Genomic DNA, 17,722 nt, shown 5'->3' with positions numbered 1-17,722 from the left:
TTGTTAGATTAACCAATAATAAATTGATATATTTTATCCATTGATACTGGAAAGGTATATTTTTGACGTTCATTTAAATCTAACCATTCCATCTGACCTTTAAACTTATCTAGCGAAATATCAACGTCTTCTACAATACTATAAACACTTATATCCCATGTCATATGTGTAAACTGATGTTTGAGATGGAATACTCTTTCTTCCACAATTGTAACTGCGACGTTTAGATTTTCTTCTAATTGTTTTAACGCATCTGGGCCTTCAAACATTGGAAATTGCCACATACCATTTAATAATTTTTCTTGTCTTTTTTCAATCAAATATTCACTTTTTGAATTTCTTACTAAAAAGACATTTTGATTTTTAGTTTTCTTACTTACTTTTTTAGTTTTAACAGGTAATTCAAGCTCTGTTCCTTCTTTAAACGCTTCACAATTTTCTTGAACAGGGCAAAATAAACATAACGGATTTTTAGGCGTGCAAACCAATGCGCCTAATTCCATCATAGATTGATTAAACGTACCCGCTTCTTCTTGTACATAAGGTAGTAGTTCTTGTTCATATGCTTTTCGAGTAGTTTGTAATTTTGTATCTCGTCTGTCATTATTCAACCTTGACCATACGCGAAAGACATTTCCATCTACAGTAGCCAATGGTTGATTAAAGGCAATACTCATGACAGCTGCTTGAGTATACGGTCCAACCCCTTTTAATTGAGCAAACGCATCGGGAGAAGCTGGAACTTTCCCATAATATTTCTCCTCAACTTCCTTAATAGCAGTGTGAAAGTTACGCGCACGGCTATAATATCCAAGCCCTTCCCAATATTTAAGGACTTCATCTTCATGGGCTTTACTTAATGATTCAACTGTTGGAAAGCGTTCAATGAATCGATGGTAATAATCTATAACTGTTTTAACTTGCGTTTGTTGTAACATCACTTCACTTAACCAAATGTAATATGGATTTGTGGTTTCCCGCCATGGCATTTCTCTTTGGTTATTTTCGAACCATGTAACTATATTATTTTTAAAAGTGGGTTCATTTAACATGTATATTTTCCTTTCTACATTCATTTTTATTTTACTTCGTCTAATTTAACTAATTTTTTAATTTTTATTAAGTGTCTTAATTTTGTTATTCTAATTTTTAGATTATAATATATATTAAATTCAAATGAAAAGAGTGAACTTTTATGGATACAGCCACACATATTGCTATGGGTGTCGGATTAACCGCCTTAGCTACGCAAGATCCTGTGATGGCCGACACAATGGTAGCTACGGCTACAACATTAGTTGCTGGGTCTTTAATCCCTGATGGTGATACTGTTTTAAAATTGAAAAATAATGCAACTTACATTTCTCATCATAGAGGTATCACGCATTCAATTCCGTTTACTATTTTGTGGCCAATATTAATTACATTTGCAATTTATATTGTATTTCCACATATAGATGCTACACATGTATGGTTGTGGACGCAACTTGCAGTGTTTCTTCATGTATTTGTAGATATATTTAATTCGTATGGTACACAAGCGTTACGTCCAATTACTAATAAATGGATTCAACTCAGTGTGATCAACACATTCGATCCTATTATTTTTGGTATACTTTGCCTTGGAATTATTATTTGGGCATTGGGCGTTCATCCGTTCTTAGTATTTTTCCCAATTATAGCAATATTCATCATTTATTATATTATTCGTTTTAAAATGCAAGCGATTATCCGAAAACAAGCTCTAAAACAAATTCAACAACAACATCATCCAGTTAAAATCTTTGTAGCACCAACGATGAAGTTTATGGAATGGCGCGTAGCTATTCAGACTGAAGAACACGATTATGTTGGTCGAGCATATGGACGTAATGTAACATTTACTGATAAAGTAAAACGTCAGAAGTTTTCACCTGATACTATATTATGGCAAATCAAAAGTAATCCAGATATTAGAACCTTTTTAAACTTCTCAACTATTTATCGTTGGCAAACACGTAGGCTGGATGATGATACTACTGAAATTAGATTAATCGATTTACGTTATTACAATAAAGGTCATTATTCTTTTGCAGCGATTGCACATTTAGATAAGAATAACCATATAGACCATTCTTATATTGGCTGGGTGTTTACAGAGGATAAATTGCAAAAAAAATTATATGTTCATTAATAGAATATAGAAAAAGGTACGCTATCATCCCAAAAGTTGATAGCGTACCTTTTTAATTTTCTTTTGAATAATGTGTGTATTTATATTTTTCATGCGCAACATAACGCACTAACATAAAGTTTATTGTCCCTATTAATACTATAAAGATAGCAAAGTAAATATGATAAGCAATATTATATATATTTACAGCGCCAAAAATAACGGAACTGGCTGAGCCATCTAGAAGATAATAAACTGGGTTAACCTTTAAAATTTGGTTAATTATATGAAACTTGGTACTGGGAATATAAATAATTGGCACTAAGAAGAAACAAATCACACTAATAATAAAAAATAATTTAGTTACTTTATTACTAATTAAATCAATTAATCCCAACGTTACTACAATAAATATCATAAACAATAAACACATTAACGCAAAGAATAAATAAGCAAACACTGATGTTTCCAAATTCATAGGTTTAAACATAGCTATAATGAGTGTTAGAATCCAAATAACAATGTTTCCCATTATAATGTTCATGATAGCAGTAACTAAAGGTGTTAGTTGAAACGATTTCGTGATTAAATAGTCTCTACTATACTCTGAAAATGCTTTATAAATTGTAAATACCATTGTTATAAAAGTAATAAAAGTGATAAGTCTATATAACCATTGTGCTTTCCCTATTTCTTCTATTTCTAAAAATGAGACACTTAAGAGAAGAATCACTACTAAAATTAATTGTGCTAAAAACAATGTAACAAACCATTTCCATGTATTAAATAATCTTTGCTGTGCAAATTTTAAAAGTGATGGAAAGTGTTTAAAATATAAAATTAAATTATCTATCATTGTTCCACCTACAATTCCACATAAATCCATTTGTTATTTTTCATATCTGCAATTAAATAACCATCACTTGTTTTTACTGTCCATAAATCTTGTTTAATATGATATTTATTTTTCAATTTATCTTTATCAACGATTGGATAAACAAATCCAGTCAATTTATTTTCATCATTAAATAACATATCAATAGGTTGTTGTGTAATAGACACTACAAAGCGTTGATCTTTTTCAGGGACCAGCGTTTTTTTAACTTTGTCATGCTTTTTATGTAATTCTCCATTGAAATAATCAACATAGTTACTATAATTTGATTTCATATATGGCGCTAATGTTTTAAATTCATGTGATTCATAAAGTGCAGCTGGATTAAAGTATTGCAGTTTACTCTTTCCAATTTCATAATTTTTATCATCTACAACAACACGATAATTTTTTGCACTTTCACCTGTAATAGTTACGAAACTATATTTAGGAATATCGAGATTCTCTTCTCCAGTTAATTTAACTGATTTATCCAGTACAAGACCATATGCTAATTTCTCTTCAAATGGATCCTTGTCTTTATTTTGTACTTTCTTTTGAACTTCATTTGTTGGTATTTCTATTTTACCAACATTATTCACTACTAATGCAGCAAGTAACACTAAAGCTATTAATCCTGCTATTAAAATAGTCCAAAATTTTACTATGAAATCTGGAATTTTAACATGTTTATATCGTTCAACTCTTTTAAAGTTATAGCTCATTTCAGGTAATCGACTTCGATTTTCTTTCCAATCCAAATCAAAGTTTTGTTGTTCTTCTTCACCTTCAACGCTCAATCTATCACGTTCATGTTCTTTAAATACAGGCAATACTTGATTCAATGATCCTTCTAATCGCAACTGTCCATGCGAAATCCATGCAACGTAGTTACTTACTTGAGCAACCTTTTTCACATCATTATCAATAAATACCATTGATAAATTATCTGATACATAATCTTTAGAAAGTTGTTTAGCTTTTTCTAGAAAATCATCACTGAGATGCTCAATGATATGATTTAGTATGATTACTTCACTACGGCAAACTCTGGCTATACTCAATATCAATTGCGCAAATTCTGAATGACTGAGTTCATTCACTTTCGTAGAAGCTTTCTCATCCAAGTGTGCAAATTTAATAATTTGTTCCACGTTATGCGACGTTGTTTCATATGTAAACAGTCGTTGAATATCTTTAGTATATTCTTCAACAGTAATATTTAATAAATGTTTATCTTTAATATCACCATAATATGTAGATACCGATTGGATAACTTTCCCTCTATCGGGTTTGATGTCACCAGACATAATTCTACCCAGCAATGTTTTTGATGAGCCAGGTTCTCCGATAATTGCTAGCGCTTCACCTTGATATATATGTAATGAAATTTTATTTAACTCAATGTCTTCAGCAGCATAGCCAAATGGTAAATACCATTTCCTATCTTTTTTACTTCTATAATATTGCGTAACGTTAAGTAACTTTAAAACTATTGAACTTCCCATTCTTGTTACATCCTTCTAAATTTTTAATAAAGCAATCGGTAAACCTTCTTCAGGATTAGAACTGTTAATTCTGTATCCCCATGCGAATATACCTTTTAAGCGTTCAACTTTAAAATATTGCTCGCTGCCATCCGTTAATTTATATATTCTGCCAAACTCAATTTTATTACGATCTACTAAATAACTTTCTGCCACAATCACTTTACTCTGATATACATCATATTCGTTCATGATGCCATTCATTTCTGCTTTACGCATTTTCTCTTTATACGTTTGAATTTCATGTCTTAATTCTTGTTCAGACATTTCACTGAGTTTTTTATCATTCATCAGAAATACCACTTTCCTCTAATTTATTTTTAATTTTATCATATTTATAGCCTTTTCTCATAAGCGACTCAATGGTTTTCATCACAAGCATTTGCCCATCATATTTACGACGCTGTTTATTATAAACTTTTTCTAGATCTCGCTGTAATAAATCGTCCATCATTGCTTCATCTTGCGTAAAATCTAGTTCACTCATGGCTTGATTAGCCACTTCTATAGAATACCCTTTTTGAATCAAGCTATGTAAAACTTTTTGTTTCACTTTGCTTTCTGGGCCCTTTTTCGTTTTCATGATTTTTTGAGCTACATTAATTACTGCTTCTAAAGGCTGTTCTTCTTCATAAATTGCCACGAAATGATTAATAATGTTAGGTTCTACCCCTACTTGGTACAATTTCTGTTTATATACTTCTGGGCCTTTATCCGTCGTATTAATCATTGTATTTTTTAAACTTTCGGCGTAATCATTGTGATTGATATATTTTTCTTTGTAGCAATAATCAATTACTTGTTGAATAGCAACATCACTTATTTCATTTTTTTCCAAATGTTGACGCACTTCTTTTTCAGTTCTTTTTTTATACGATAAATATTGAATGGCTATATTAACACCCAATCTATAATGTTCATATTTCTGAATTTGTTCCATATCAGCCGCTTCAATAATTTGGCCTTTTTTCAAATTAAATTTTACTAACGTATCGATATCTATTCCCATTTCAAACTCTTCATCTAGGAACAGATTGAAACGTTCTTTATTCTTTTTTTGTACTTCAATTTTAGTGATTTTAGGCATGACTTTCCCTCCTTTTCTATAAATGAATTATGATAACTGGCCAAAAATATTTCCAACTGCAACAATTATTATTTTATAATAGCTCCCCCTACTCTCAAAATATTTTAACTCTCTTTAAAAAATAAAAAGAATGAAGATTAAGACGTTATACACATCTTATTCTTCATTCATGATTTTTATTTAGTAATTATTAAGTTGTGATAATGCTTCCTCGTATTGACTATCATTTATGAAATCTTGTTGCTTCATTTTTTCTAAATTTGTTTTAATCCGATTTTTAAAATTATCGGACATATTATTGATGTCATAAACACTTGGTGCATTCACTTTACTTGCTAAAATAGCACTTTGCAATACCGTTATCTTCGGCATACTACTATTATTTTGATTTGTAGTAGAACCAAAGTAATGGTTTGCTGCACCTTCAATCGTATATTGATCACTACCATAATAAATATTATTTAAATAAAAACTTAAAATTTGATTTTTATTATATTCTTGCTCTACTTTATGGGCTACAAATAATTCTTTAAGTTTTCTGGTAAATGATCGTTCATTGCTATAATAATAGTTTTTCACAGTTTGTTGAGTAATCGTACTGCCACCTTGAACATCATGTTCACCAATTGTGGAAAATATTGCACGAACAGTCCCTTTTACATCAAATCCATGGTGTTTATAAAATCGTTCATCTTCCATCGATATAAATGCCCCTTTAACATAATCAGGCATATTATCTACTGGAACATAGCTATTTTTATTCTCAATCGTTTGTAAAGCATCCACATTCGCTCTTGAAGACAAAAAGTACATTAAACCAGTAAATATTGCAAATAGGATAGCTAAAATAATAAATATTCTTAAAAAAATACGTTTACTTTTTTTCTTTTTAGGTGGTTTACCTACAGGTCTGTAATACGTATTATAATGTGGTTCATTTTGATGATGCGAATAGCTCTCAGGCGAGTTGTTATATCTTTGGCTTCTTTTCATGCGCTAGCTCCTTTACTTAAACTCACTCTATAATTGAGAGTTTAACAGTAGTTTATATTTTTAGCTATACTTATCATGAAAAATCAGTCCCAAGGTGTACTACCTATCAGACTATTGGCTATACAAAAAAACTGTCCACAAAGCTAGCAACTTCATGGACAGTCTTGCTTGAAACAAACTTATGCTTCAAATTTCAATTCATTATATTAAATATAATTAGTCTTCTAATTGTTTTACGATTTCTCTATTGAAATCATCTAAGTCATCAGGTGTACGGCTTGTAACGATGTTATTGTCAACAGCTACTGATTCATCAACAACATTTGCCCCTGCATTTGATAAGTCTTTACGTACATTTAATACAGCTGTTAAAGTACGTCCGTTTAAGTCATCAGTATCAATTAATACTTGAGGGCCGTGGCAAATTGCGAATGTTGGCACATCATTTTTAGTGAAGTATTTAGCGAATGTACCATAACGACCTTCAGCGTCTCCACGTAAGTGATCTGGTGAGAAGCCACCCGGAATTAATAACGCATCATAATCTTCTGGTTTAGCATCGGCAATACTTACATTTACTGTAGCTTTTTCGCCATGTTTTCCAACTACTTCCGCGTTAGCAGTATCACCAATAATTTCTGTTTCAAATCCAGCTTCTTCTAAAGCCTCTTTGGGACTTGTTAATTCAATATCTTCAAATTCGTCTGCTAAGATAATTGCTACTTTTTTAGTCATATGTGTATCACCTTTCTTAACTAATTTATATATTTTATATATAGACAAATTGAAAGGATTTTAAACATATGAATTATGGTTCTTCACTTAAAAATTTAGCTATAATCCAGTTATTTAGAGACTTGTTTTACCTTCTCTTCTAATTGATCAAGTAAGCCGATCCATTCATCAATGTCTTCAACACTTACTTCATCTGGGTTAACATGATCGATATCCTCTAAAAATTTTGATAAACGACTTTTAATTTGATCAATAGTTTGATTTTCGTTCATTAAAATAAGCACTCCTTCATAAAAAATATTTTATTTAACATTTACGTTAATTTAATCCTAACAGAATTTGACAAAAAGGGATATAATCTTAATAATGTTTACTGTACTTTTTAGCAACGGAGAAAGGAATTTATAAGTTTAGGAGTAATAATAATGTTGATGACAAATAGTAAAAAACCCATTTCGATTACAAATGATCCATGGGAAGCCTACAATGATATTGAAGAATACGGTAACTTAACCTTAAGTAATATTGAATTTACAACTACAAATTTATGTAATATGCGTTGTAGTCATTGTGCGGTAGGTTATACATTACAAACAAAAGATCCGGACCCCCTTCCTATGGACCTCATTTATAGACGTTTAGATGAAATTCCTCATTTACGTACGATGTCTATTACGGGTGGTGAGCCAATGTTTTCTAAGAAATCCATTAAAAATGTTGTGAAACCACTTTTAAAATATGCGCAGAATCGCGGTATTTATGTACAAATGAATTCTAATTTAACACTTCCTCAAGATCGTTACTTAGATATTGCTGAATATATTGACGTCATGCACATTTCTCATAACTGGGGTACAATTCAAGAATTTACTGATGTTGGCTTTGGTGCAATGAAGAAACAGCCACCACTAAAAGCTAAGTTGAAATTATATGAACAGATGTTAGACAATGCAAGTACTTTATCTGAACAAGGTATGTTTGTCTCAGCAGAAACAATGTTAAATCAAAGCACTTTACCTTATTTAGATAAGATACATAATGAAATTGTGAATGATATGAAGTGTAGTAGACATGAAGTTCATCCTATGTATCCTGCTGATTTCGCAAGTCAACTTAATGTATTATCGCTTAAAGAAATGAAAACAGCCATTCATCATTTATTAGACATTCGTGATGAAAATGTATGGATGTTATTTGGTACTTTACCTATTTATCCATGCATTAATGATGAAAATGATCAAGCGTTATTACAACGTTTAAGAGATGCCAAAAATGTGACGATGCGTAATGACCCAGACGGACGTAGTCGTTTAAATGTTAACGTGTTTAGTGGCGACGTCATTGTGACTGATTTTGGTGATGAAAATGGAACAATTTCAAATATTCGACGTGATAAATTAACGGATGTATTTAACTCATGGTTAGATAGTGACTTAGCTAAGTCTTTAAATTGTCATTGTGAAGCTTTTCATTGTTTAGGACCAAATGTGTTAGTAAAAAATATGTATTATCCAAATACGAATTTCAGACAAAACGAAATCGCTATGCATGGTGAACACATCTTTAATTAAGTAAAAGAAGCGGTTGGAACATAAATTTTAAAATAGCCAGTAAATGATTTTTTATAATTTCATTTACTGGCGTCTTTATTTATACTACTTCGTATTATTGGCTCGAAAAGAAAATCTTAGATGAATGTTACTCATTTTGTTGCGACGCTTTCTTGCGGGAAAGGCTCAAGCCTGTAGTCATGTAAAGACGTTCTTTGATTTTAATCACTAGAACTACTTACTTAAGTGTGTAAACACTTAAGTTCCTTCCCCAGCTTGCTTTGTTTGTAGACTTTCTATGCGAAAGTCTTTGTGCTGGGGCCCCGCACTCAACTACGTTCCATTATCCATTTTAGAACTATTTATGTATGTGTGTGAACGCTTACGTTCCTTTTCTCCACGCGCACACTCGTAGGTCATCCCTAGAATTTCTTATCTAAGTATTCTAGCAATTAGGTTCATTAATAAATCCTCACTATAACACTGTATATTCATATGTAATTTTACATTAAAATATTTAAAACAAATGTCTCGCATATTATTTTATTTAACACGCATCATTAAAATAAATTAACAAGCAAAAGGCAATTTCTATATTTTAATAGAAATTGCCTTTGTCCTTTGACCAAAACATTAATTTTAAGTCTCTTCCCTATTATACTTCTTCGATATTTTGTGCGTTTGAAAGAAAATCTAATGTACTTTTACTTTCTTCGCGTCTATCTTTTCTACGTTGAACGCGTTTAGGTGCGCTTTCGTAGAACCATTTTTCTACTTTAGTTTCTGGGTAAACTTTTGGTACTTGTACAGGTTTACCATCGTCACCTAATGCTACAAATGTTAAAAAGCTTAATGCAGCTAAGTGTCTTTCTTTATTTAATACGTCTTCAATAATAATTTGCACACAGATTTCCATTGAACTTGTGCCTGCATAACTTACCATTGCTTCATATGATGTAATATCGCCTGTTTTAATTGGTCTTAAGAAATCAACTGAATCTGTAGATGCTGTCACTACTTGTGCATTCGCATGTTTCATTGCAGTAATCGCAGCAATTTCATCTATATTAGCCATTAAAGAACCACCAAACATTGTGTGATGATGGTTTGTGTCTTGTGGAAAGACTTGTTTGGCTTTAATACTTTTAGACTCAGACATCGATTTTTTCTCAACTTGCGTTTGTGACATTTTGACTACCCCTTTTATATAATCTATCTTTCTAATGTGTTATTGGGCCCAGTTCCCATTTTCAAAAACTAATTCTTTACTGCCATCATGAAGAATGCCGTAAATCGTTAAATCTGAACTACCAATCATAAAGTCTACGTGTGTATTTGAATCATTTAATCCACTAGCAATCTTCTCTTCAGTAGTCATTTCTGTGCCACCTTTAACGTTGAAACCATAAGCTGAGCCAATAGCTAAATGACATGATGCATTCTCATCAAATAAAGTATTGTAGAAAATAGTATTACGATTAGAAATCGGTGAATCATCTGGCACAAGTGCAACTTCACCCAAACGTTTAGAGCCTTCGTCCGTATCAATTAAGTCTCTTAATACGTCTTCACCTTTTTCAGCTTTATAATCAACAATAACACCATCTTTGAAAGTCAATGTAAATCCATCAATAATAGTGCCGTTGTAGCTTAATGGAAGCTTATTCGTTACGTAACCATTGACATTATTGCGGTCTGGCGCTGTGAACACTTCTTCAGTAGGAATGTTCGCGATGAAAGGTTGTTGATCACCATTAACGTAACTTGTAGCGTCTTCCCAAATATGACCTTCTGTTAAGCCCACTACTAAATCTGTTCCTTCAGATAGATAATGTAATGCTTTATAATTTTTCTCTTGTAGTTTATTCGCATGCACACTTAGATTTTCAACATGATTTTTCCAATTTTCAACTGGATCATTACCATCAATGCGCACGATATCAAATACTTCGTCAACAAATTTTTCAAAAGCTTCATCTTCGGATAATTCAGGGTATACACGTTTTGCCCATGCTTTAGATGGAAATGCGGCAACTACCCAAGGAAATTTATTTTTTTGGCTACCTTCCATATAACCTTTAAACGCTTGTGCATATTTCATCTGAGATGCTTTTAATTTTTTAGAATCAATTCCATTCATTAAATCTGGATCTTCAGACAATAACGCTAAATTCGCAGCCCCACGGTTTGCATAATCCATACGTTCTTCAACATCATATGATTTTACTGGTGTATTTTCAAAAGTATCAACAGATTCATATTCGTATTTTAATCGACTTAATCTAGGATCGCCATATACTACTCTGACATCTGAAGCGCCAGCTTTATAAGATTCTTCAACAATTAAGCGCGTTAATTCCACTGTCTCTACAGATGTTCTTATAAAAACAGGTTGTTCAGGCTGAACATTCATCCCTACCTTTACTAATAATTCTGCATATTGTTGTAATTTCTCTTCATAATTCAATGTTGCCATTTAAGATTCCTCCTTAGTCCTGACGTAAATTACCTAATTCGTCTGCTATCGCTGTTACTTCACTTGGTGAAAATGATTCTTTGGACATCACAAAACTATGAATTTCTTTTATATCTTGATGGTTTGCTTCTGTAAATTTATCTGGATTTAGTAAACCTTGATTAACTATGTTTAATTTCTTTCTAATATCTTTAATCATTTCTTCATTACTTTGTGCCATATTCTTCACCTCTTTATTTCAATATTTTATCAAAGTATGAATATTTAATAAACTTTTATAGAATTTAGTAAATTTATTACTTTCTAAATGTTTAAATTAACTATAAAATGGTTTTATATTATTGTTTGGAGGTATGTATATTGATAGATGTAGCTTTTGTCTGTCTAGGAAATATTTGTCGTTCTCCTATGGCTGAGGCAATTATGCGTCAGCGTTTAAAAGATCGTGGTATTTCTGGAATTACAGTTCATTCAAGAGGTACAGGCCGTTGGAATTTAGGTGAACCTCCTCATGAGGGTACCCAAGATATTCTAAAACGTCATAATGTACCTTTTGATGGCATGATTAGTGAGCTTTTTGAACCTGATGATGACTTTGATTATATCATTGCAATGGATCAAAGTAATGTAAATAATATTAAGTCTATTAATCCTAATCTCAAAGGACAATTGTTCAAACTGCTAGAATTTAGTAACATGGAAGAAAGTGATGTACCTGATCCTTATTACACAAATAATTTCGAAGGCGTGTATGAAATGGTACAATCATCTTGTGACAATTTAATCGATTTCATCGTTAAAGATGCAAATTTGAAAGAGGGGTAAAATAAATGCAAAACAAATTCATTCCTGGTATTATTATTGGTGCTGTTGTTGGTGGCGCAGCTACATTAGCTGATAAATCAACACGTAATTCATTAATTCAATCTATTAAAGATATTAAAGAAGGTAATCGTTCTCGTAAACCTTCTAAAATTAGTTCTATTAAAGATGAAGTTCTATACTGGAAAGATACAATTGAAGAAATTCGCCGTAACAATCCAGAATTAGAAAGATCAATTAAAGATGCTAAAGATACGTTTGTAAATCGTAAAAATAATCGTATCGGCAAATAATTGATAATTAAAGGCAAAATTCTTTTTATAAAGAAATTTTGCCTTTAATTTTAAAAAGTATTTATTGTTTATTGAACAAAGGAGATTGTTATGTCTAATCAAAATCAATCAAATTCGAAATATCTTAATTCAATTAAAGATAAAGAGAATGAGGAGAAAGATAAGATTAAGGTTGATCGTACATATGTAGAACCTCAAGAATTTCAATCGAAAGAACCCAAAAAAGATAGCCAAGTGTTATTTGTTTCAAGATTGAACAAACCTGCGAAATACACTAAAGACTCTAATTTTTTCTCATATTTAATTTATCGTATTGGGAAAGATGATGCCTCAGGTTTAGCTGCACAAATGACCTATCATTTTGTTTTAGCTATGTTCCCTATGCTTATCTTTTTATTAACACTTTTACCGCTATTTAATTTAGATCAAAAACAGATTACTGATTTATTAAGTAATGCGCCAGCAGAGACATCAACTCTAATTAAAGGCGTGATTAACGATGTCACTAAAAACTCTAGTGGTGGCTTACTGTCTATTGGTTTGATTTTAGCAATTTGGTCAGCGTCTAACGGTATGACTGCGATTATGAACTCATTCAACGTTGCTTATGATGTTGAGGATAATCGAAATGGTATTGTATTAAAATTATTAAGTGTAGTATTCACTGTTGTTTTAGGTGTTGTCTTTTTAGCAGCTATGACATTACCTACAATGGGTTCAGTTATCGCACATTATCTCTTTGGTCCGTTAGGTTTAGATGAAGAAATTAAATGGATATTTAATTTAGTTCAAGTCATTCTTCCATTAATTATTATCTTAATTTTATTCACTATTCTTTATTCTGTAGCGCCAAATGTTAAAACGAAATTAAAATCAGTTTTACCAGGTGCAATCTTCACATCAGTTATTTGGTTAATTGGTTCATTTGCATTCGGTTTCTACATTTCTAACTTTGGTAACTATTCTAAAACCTATGGTAGTATCGCAGGTATTATCATTTTATTAATTTGGATCTATTTAACTAGTTTTATTATTCTAGTAGGCGCAGAAATTAATGCCATCATTCATCAAAGAAAAGTCATTAAAGGCCAAACACCAGAAGAAGCAGCATTAAAACACGATGATAATAATCAGAACCATTACAACGAAGATACAACTTATGAATATAAACAAACATCTCTTGGACAAGATGAGGATTATAAAGTAGACAAAGATCCTGATAATAAAACTGAAGAAAAAGAATCAATGACTGATAAAATTAAAGATAAATTCAGTCATGAGAATGACGATAATAAAGATAATAAATAATAATGAAAAATAAAGGTCAAGACGCAATTTCGTCTTGACCTTTGTTTTTTCATTATTGAATTAAATTATGTTGGAAAGCATATATAACAGCTTGAGTTCTATCTTGTACTTCTAATTTACTCAGTATATTACTTACATGTGTTTTCACTGTTTTGATTGTAATATGAGACGCGCTTGCTATTTCTTGGTTAGAATATCCTTTTGCAATTAGTAGCAATATCTCCATTTCACGTTCAGTTAACATTTCATATAATTCTGCTCTTTTTTTCATTCTATTACGCATTTTCACTAACACTTCTGGTTCAAATACTGCTTCACCGTTATATGTTTTACGCACCGCTTCAGCTATATCTTTAGCACTTGTTGTTTTTAAAATATAACTATCTACCCCAGCATCTAATGCTCTATAGACTTCTTTATCTTCTATAAAACTTGTAAGCATGACTACTTTAATGCGAGGTAAATCTTTTTTTATTTGGGTCGTAGCTTCCACGCCGTCCATATCATCCATAAGTAAATCCATTAATATTAAATCAGGTTGTAATTCATGCGCCTTAGCAATTGCATCTTTACCGGATGCGCCTTCTCCCACGACTTCAATATCTTCTTGCGTTGATAAATAACTTGAAATTCCAATACGAACCATTTCGTGGTCATCCACAAATAGTACTTTAATCGCCATATAAATCATCCTCCTTATGTAATGGTGCTTTCACTTCAATTCTTGTCCCTGAATCTGGTAAAGAAACAATATGAAAAGTTGCCCCAATTTCTAACGCACGTTCTCGCATATTCTTTAGACCATAGCTTTGTTCTAGCTTTTCATCTACATTAAATCCTTTACCATTGTCTTGAATACGCAATAATAAATAATCTTCTTTATTGAATAATTCTACGGTTACTTTCGTACCATTTGAATGACGCAACGTATTAGAAATAGCCTCTTGTGTAATTCTAAATAAATGATCTTCAATCCCCTTAGGAACTTCAAATTCTTCAATATCATGAATTACTTTCATAGGTACCTTTTTCTGTAAATCAATGACCAAGTCTTTAATACCTTCCCCTAGCGTCTTATCTTTAAGACCGAGTGGACGAAGGTGTAATAGTAATGCTCGCATTTCTAATTGAGATTCTTGAACCATTTTTTCAAGCACTGGAATTTGTTGATTGAGTGGAGGTTCTAAATTAGTTTCTTTAATGGCTGAGAGCATCATACTAGCTGCGAAAAGTTGCTGACTTACAGAATCATGTAATTCACGTGCTAAACGCTGACGTTCATCTTCAATGATTTTTTTCACTTTGACATCATTCATATTATAATTTTCATTGGTTAAATTTTGGGTTTTAATTCTTAAACGATGTAACTCTTGATTCAATGGTACGAGCGTTTGATAAATATCAACTGTTTCATTATATAATTCAATATTTTGATCATTGATGCCTACCGTTTCACCCTCAATAGCGTGTTCTATTTGATTTTTTATCCAATGATTTTGTTGGTTGATTTTATAAGCTAAGATCGAGCCAACAATAATACATAATAAAATAATAATTAGATTTAAAAATAAGAAGACGGGTATCCCAAATATCTGAGCATAAAACATCCCCTGAAAATAAATAATATTAACGAATACTTTATCAATAAATAAGAACGCGGTTAACATGCTATACACAAGGATTAACATGGAACCAATAGCTCTTAAGTAGTGATTCATCTATAAACCACCTCAACATCACCTATAAATGTTGATATATAAATATTAACATTATAATTTTCTTCTTTTGGTTTTTCTTCAACTTGAATATGATTATTTTCAACTTTATATGATTGACCATTTAAATAAGCCGTGCCGTAGAAAGCTGCCATGTGTAAATTAATGTTGTAATTAGTAGGAACAATAAGCTGAATTTTTCCTAATACATGTCTTACAACAATGGTATTATTTTCTTTAATATTGGCTGCTTTAGTCATATCGATGTGAATATCTCCTATGCCATGTTGGATTTGCACGTCTTCCCATTTATACACATAAACTGGTGTACGTTGCTCACCAAACCATTTTTGTTTAATAAACTGAGGAGAAGTCACTTCTTCTTCAGACGCAACTATATTTAAAGGCTTAAATTTGAAAATTAGATATCTTATTATAACGATAACTAAGAAAATAAATAAAATGATAATAGTATATTTATTGGATAACAATGTAAAAGCAATAAGTAGTACACCTATCCAAAACGCTAAGAGCCCCCTTACTTTGTGAAAGTAAAGGTAGCCAATATAAACTAATATACATCCTAATAATAGTACGAATAGGTAACCTATCTTTTCGAAAAAGATATAGTAAAAATTCGCAATAATCATTAAAGCTGTAAAAATAATTAATAATTCTGTTGATATATACTTACGTGTCAATCTATCGCCCCCTTATCTTTCTATATTTTTAAGCTATTACACTTATTTGCTCAATAATATCACACTGCTCCTGTGTTGATACGCATTCTCTTGAACAACGGTGAATATTCGCTTCTATTCTAGCGCAATAATCTTCACACATATCTAATTGTCTTTTTAAACTTTCAATTTCACAATTATTAATTTCTTGAGCACTTTTAATATTGTACATATTTGTTATATCAATATACTTATTTTCTAATGTTGCTGTTAAACTGTCAATCAACTTATTCATTTGAATCTTTTTCGTTTTTAAATAAGCTATATATCTTTCAATACTTTTTAATTTATTATCTAACGCTATGTGATAGTCATTAATATTTTGTCTATTTATTGTTTTTAGAAAATGATTTAAATATAAATCTATATAATTCATAGAACCACCTCGTCCCTGATTAAGTTTTATTATAATTCTTTTAAATATTACTTAATATAGGCTTAGGAACCATATTCATCTCATACTTAAGTACCAATATATGTAACAAACAATCACAGGTGCATCTTCAGGATTAAGTCTAGTGCTTACTTTATTATTCGCTGAAATAGTTAAAAAGCCCTCAAAAGAGTAAATGACACTCTTTTAAGGGCTTGTGCTTTATATTAACGTTACATCATCATTTATTTACTATTAGTCAATTTTAGTTGTTAAGATTGGGCCATCTTTTGTAACGATAACTGTATGCTCGATTTGCGCAACAAAACTTTTATCTCTCGTTTCAAATGCCCATTCATTTTTACCTTCTGTTACAAATGTTGCTTTGGAAGAAATAAATGGTTCTACTGCGATGACGACACCTTCTTTTAAAAGTGTTTTATCTTTAGGATCATAGTAGTTCATTACATGATTAGGTGCTTCATGTAATGATTGTCCTACACCATGGCCTGTTAAGTTTTTAATAACAGTTAAATCGTTTTGGCGAGCTGTGGCATGAACTGCTTTACCAATATTACTTAATTTAGTGCCTGGTTTAATTTTAGACATTGCATTTTCAAAAGCCATAATAGCAACATCACAAACTTTTTGTTTTAATGGATTATCCGCTTTTCCTACTACAAATGAAATACCTGTATCAGCATAGTAGCCATTCTTCAAAGCAGAAACATCAATGTTAACTAAGTCACCTTCACGGATGATGCGTTTGCCAGGAATACCGTGTGCAACTTCTTCATTTACACTAATACAAGTTTGACCTGGGAAGTTCTCATCGTGAATTGGTGCTGAAACTGCTCCGTGTTCTTCAAATAATTCTTTAGCAATATTATCTAATTCTTTCGTTGTGATACCAGGTTTAGTCGCCTCTTGCATTGTGTCTCTAACCTTTGCACAAATATAACCTATTTCCTTTAAGGCTTGTAATTCTTCATCTGTTTTTACAATCATTTTATCCCGTTCCTTTTTAATTGTTGTTACATCTTATTATACCAAAAAT

At 31.3% G+C, this 17,722-nt stretch carries 21 protein-coding genes; 5 read left to right on the top strand and 16 right to left on the bottom strand.

Going from position 1 to position 17,722, the window contains the following annotated elements; genetic code table 11:
* Positions 1 to 8 precede the first annotated feature (8 nt).
* Positions 9 to 1,052, bottom strand: coding sequence for an A/G-specific adenine glycosylase (mutY, locus tag MT340_RS04780; RefSeq protein ID WP_243589002.1), 1,044 nt, complete (start codon positions 1,050 to 1,052; stop codon positions 9 to 11).
* Positions 1,053 to 1,195: 143 nt separating this feature from the next.
* Here mutY and MT340_RS04775 point away from each other — a divergent pair, with 143 nt between their 5' ends.
* A complete protein-coding gene (locus MT340_RS04775) occupies positions 1,196 to 2,173 on the top strand; it encodes a metal-dependent hydrolase (RefSeq protein ID WP_243589001.1) in 978 nt (325 codons plus the stop codon).
* Between the two features lie 52 nt (positions 2,174 to 2,225).
* Here MT340_RS04775 and MT340_RS04770 read toward each other — a convergent pair whose 3' ends face one another.
* The 7 genes from MT340_RS04770 to MT340_RS04740 all read right to left on the bottom strand — a co-directional run bounded on the left by MT340_RS04770 (position 2,226) and on the right by MT340_RS04740 (position 7,660).
* Positions 2,226 to 3,008, bottom strand: coding sequence for a teichoic acid transporter (locus MT340_RS04770; protein WP_243589000.1), 783 nt, complete (start codon positions 3,006 to 3,008; stop codon positions 2,226 to 2,228).
* Positions 3,009 to 3,016: 8 nt separating this feature from the next.
* Positions 3,017 to 4,534, bottom strand: a complete 1,518-nt coding sequence (locus MT340_RS04765) for an ATP-binding cassette domain-containing protein (RefSeq protein ID WP_243588999.1) — start codon at positions 4,532 to 4,534, stop codon at positions 3,017 to 3,019.
* 15 nt (positions 4,535 to 4,549) lie between these two features.
* Positions 4,550 to 4,864 (bottom strand): YfhH family protein, encoded by a 315-nt coding sequence (locus MT340_RS04760; protein ID WP_243588998.1) that lies wholly within the window; start codon positions 4,862 to 4,864, stop codon positions 4,550 to 4,552.
* Entirely contained in the window at positions 4,857 to 5,660 is an 804-nt protein-coding gene (gene recX / locus MT340_RS04755) for a recombination regulator RecX (RefSeq protein WP_243588997.1), read from the bottom strand. Before recX ends, MT340_RS04760 begins: the two co-directional genes overlap by 8 nt.
* Positions 5,661 to 5,840: 180 nt before the next feature.
* The gene (gene sgtB, locus MT340_RS04750; protein ID WP_243588996.1) at positions 5,841 to 6,653 is read right to left on the bottom strand and encodes a monofunctional peptidoglycan glycosyltransferase SgtB; all 813 of its coding nucleotides are present in this window, start codon (positions 6,651 to 6,653) and stop codon (positions 5,841 to 5,843) included.
* A 216-nt stretch (positions 6,654 to 6,869) separates the two neighbouring features.
* Positions 6,870 to 7,388 (bottom strand): type 1 glutamine amidotransferase domain-containing protein, encoded by a 519-nt coding sequence (locus MT340_RS04745; RefSeq protein ID WP_243588995.1) that lies wholly within the window; start codon positions 7,386 to 7,388, stop codon positions 6,870 to 6,872.
* Between the two features lie 110 nt (positions 7,389 to 7,498).
* Positions 7,499 to 7,660, bottom strand: coding sequence for an SE1561 family protein (locus MT340_RS04740; RefSeq protein WP_243588994.1), 162 nt, complete (start codon positions 7,658 to 7,660; stop codon positions 7,499 to 7,501).
* A 159-nt stretch (positions 7,661 to 7,819) separates the two neighbouring features.
* On the opposite strand from MT340_RS04740, the gene yfkAB reads away from it, so the two are divergent.
* Complete coding sequence (gene yfkAB / locus MT340_RS04735; RefSeq protein WP_243590236.1) at positions 7,820 to 8,959, top strand: radical SAM/CxCxxxxC motif protein YfkAB; 1,140 nt, start codon at positions 7,820 to 7,822, stop codon at positions 8,957 to 8,959.
* Positions 8,960 to 9,593: 634 nt separating this feature from the next.
* Here yfkAB and MT340_RS04730 read toward each other — a convergent pair.
* From MT340_RS04730 to MT340_RS04720, 3 genes are read right to left on the bottom strand one after another with little or no spacing between them, the layout of a single operon-like run.
* Positions 9,594 to 10,127, bottom strand: coding sequence for an acyl-CoA thioesterase (locus MT340_RS04730; RefSeq protein WP_243603611.1), 534 nt, complete (start codon positions 10,125 to 10,127; stop codon positions 9,594 to 9,596).
* A 39-nt stretch (positions 10,128 to 10,166) separates the two neighbouring features.
* Positions 10,167 to 11,414 (bottom strand): aminopeptidase, encoded by a 1,248-nt coding sequence (locus MT340_RS04725; RefSeq protein ID WP_243588992.1) that lies wholly within the window; start codon positions 11,412 to 11,414, stop codon positions 10,167 to 10,169.
* 13 nt (positions 11,415 to 11,427) lie between these two features.
* Entirely contained in the window at positions 11,428 to 11,634 is a 207-nt protein-coding gene (locus tag MT340_RS04720) for a DUF1128 domain-containing protein (RefSeq protein ID WP_243588991.1), read from the bottom strand.
* A 140-nt stretch (positions 11,635 to 11,774) separates the two neighbouring features.
* On the opposite strand from MT340_RS04720, the gene MT340_RS04715 reads away from it, so the two are divergent.
* The 3 genes from MT340_RS04715 (at position 11,775) to MT340_RS04705 (ending at position 13,837) form a co-directional block, all read left to right on the top strand.
* A complete protein-coding gene (locus MT340_RS04715; protein WP_243588990.1) occupies positions 11,775 to 12,239 on the top strand; it encodes a low molecular weight protein-tyrosine-phosphatase in 465 nt (154 codons plus the stop codon).
* 5 nt (positions 12,240 to 12,244) lie between these two features.
* The gene (locus tag MT340_RS04710) at positions 12,245 to 12,529 is read left to right on the top strand and encodes a YtxH domain-containing protein (protein ID WP_243588989.1); all 285 of its coding nucleotides are present in this window, start codon (positions 12,245 to 12,247) and stop codon (positions 12,527 to 12,529) included.
* Positions 12,530 to 12,619: 90 nt separating this feature from the next.
* A complete protein-coding gene (locus MT340_RS04705; RefSeq protein WP_243588988.1) occupies positions 12,620 to 13,837 on the top strand; it encodes a YihY/virulence factor BrkB family protein in 1,218 nt (405 codons plus the stop codon).
* A 52-nt stretch (positions 13,838 to 13,889) separates the two neighbouring features.
* Here MT340_RS04705 and vraR read toward each other — a convergent pair whose 3' ends face one another.
* The 5 genes from vraR to map all read right to left on the bottom strand — a co-directional run bounded on the left by vraR (position 13,890) and on the right by map (position 17,673).
* Positions 13,890 to 14,519, bottom strand: coding sequence for a response regulator transcription factor VraR (gene vraR / locus MT340_RS04700; protein WP_243588987.1), 630 nt, complete (start codon positions 14,517 to 14,519; stop codon positions 13,890 to 13,892).
* Entirely contained in the window at positions 14,509 to 15,555 is a 1,047-nt protein-coding gene (gene vraS / locus MT340_RS04695; RefSeq protein ID WP_243588986.1) for a sensor histidine kinase VraS, read from the bottom strand. The genes vraR and vraS overlap by 11 nt, the downstream gene beginning before the upstream one ends.
* A complete protein-coding gene (vraT, locus tag MT340_RS04690; RefSeq protein WP_243588985.1) occupies positions 15,552 to 16,253 on the bottom strand; it encodes a cell wall-active antibiotics response protein VraT in 702 nt (233 codons plus the stop codon). Before vraT ends, vraS begins: the two co-directional genes overlap by 4 nt.
* A gap of 28 nt (positions 16,254 to 16,281) precedes the next feature.
* Entirely contained in the window at positions 16,282 to 16,668 is a 387-nt protein-coding gene (locus MT340_RS04685) for a hypothetical protein (RefSeq protein ID WP_243588984.1), read from the bottom strand.
* Positions 16,669 to 16,920: 252 nt separating this feature from the next.
* On the bottom strand, positions 16,921 to 17,673 hold the full coding sequence (gene map / locus MT340_RS04680; protein WP_243588983.1) for a type I methionyl aminopeptidase: 753 nt from the start codon (positions 17,671 to 17,673) through the stop codon (positions 16,921 to 16,923).
* Between the last annotated feature and the right edge of the window lie 49 nt (positions 17,674 to 17,722).

Source organism: Staphylococcus sp. NRL 16/872 (genome assembly GCF_022815905.2).
In the GTDB taxonomy this organism is placed as follows: Bacteria; Bacillota; Bacilli; order Staphylococcales; family Staphylococcaceae; genus Staphylococcus.
This window is presented reverse-complemented; position numbering and strand designations above follow the sequence as displayed.

Bases quoted from the DNA above. Each gene is read 5' to 3' on its own strand.
- mutY (WP_243589002.1), bottom strand. From the start codon at position 1,052: ATGTTAAATGAACCCACTTTTAAAAATAATATAGTTACATGGTTCGAA.
- MT340_RS04775 (WP_243589001.1), top strand. From the start codon at position 1,196: ATGGATACAGCCACACATATTGCTATGGGTGTCGGATTAACCGCCTTA.
- MT340_RS04770 (WP_243589000.1), bottom strand. From the start codon at position 3,008: ATGATAGATAATTTAATTTTATATTTTAAACACTTTCCATCACTTTTA.
- MT340_RS04765 (WP_243588999.1), bottom strand. From the start codon at position 4,534: ATGGGAAGTTCAATAGTTTTAAAGTTACTTAACGTTACGCAATATTAT.
- MT340_RS04760 (WP_243588998.1), bottom strand. From the start codon at position 4,864: ATGAATGATAAAAAACTCAGTGAAATGTCTGAACAAGAATTAAGACAT.
- recX (WP_243588997.1), bottom strand. From the start codon at position 5,660: ATGCCTAAAATCACTAAAATTGAAGTACAAAAAAAGAATAAAGAACGT.
- sgtB (WP_243588996.1), bottom strand. From the start codon at position 6,653: ATGAAAAGAAGCCAAAGATATAACAACTCGCCTGAGAGCTATTCGCAT.
- MT340_RS04745 (WP_243588995.1), bottom strand. From the start codon at position 7,388: ATGACTAAAAAAGTAGCAATTATCTTAGCAGACGAATTTGAAGATATT.
- MT340_RS04740 (WP_243588994.1), bottom strand. From the start codon at position 7,660: ATGAACGAAAATCAAACTATTGATCAAATTAAAAGTCGTTTATCAAAA.
- yfkAB (WP_243590236.1), top strand. From the start codon at position 7,820: ATGACAAATAGTAAAAAACCCATTTCGATTACAAATGATCCATGGGAA.
- MT340_RS04730 (WP_243603611.1), bottom strand. From the start codon at position 10,127: ATGTCACAAACGCAAGTTGAGAAAAAATCGATGTCTGAGTCTAAAAGT.
- MT340_RS04725 (WP_243588992.1), bottom strand. From the start codon at position 11,414: ATGGCAACATTGAATTATGAAGAGAAATTACAACAATATGCAGAATTA.
- MT340_RS04720 (WP_243588991.1), bottom strand. From the start codon at position 11,634: ATGGCACAAAGTAATGAAGAAATGATTAAAGATATTAGAAAGAAATTA.
- MT340_RS04710 (WP_243588989.1), top strand. From the start codon at position 12,245: ATGCAAAACAAATTCATTCCTGGTATTATTATTGGTGCTGTTGTTGGT.
- MT340_RS04705 (WP_243588988.1), top strand. From the start codon at position 12,620: ATGTCTAATCAAAATCAATCAAATTCGAAATATCTTAATTCAATTAAA.
- vraR (WP_243588987.1), bottom strand. From the start codon at position 14,519: ATGGCGATTAAAGTACTATTTGTGGATGACCACGAAATGGTTCGTATT.
- vraS (WP_243588986.1), bottom strand. From the start codon at position 15,555: ATGAATCACTACTTAAGAGCTATTGGTTCCATGTTAATCCTTGTGTAT.
- MT340_RS04685 (WP_243588984.1), bottom strand. From the start codon at position 16,668: ATGAATTATATAGATTTATATTTAAATCATTTTCTAAAAACAATAAAT.
- map (WP_243588983.1), bottom strand. From the start codon at position 17,673: ATGATTGTAAAAACAGATGAAGAATTACAAGCCTTAAAGGAAATAGGT.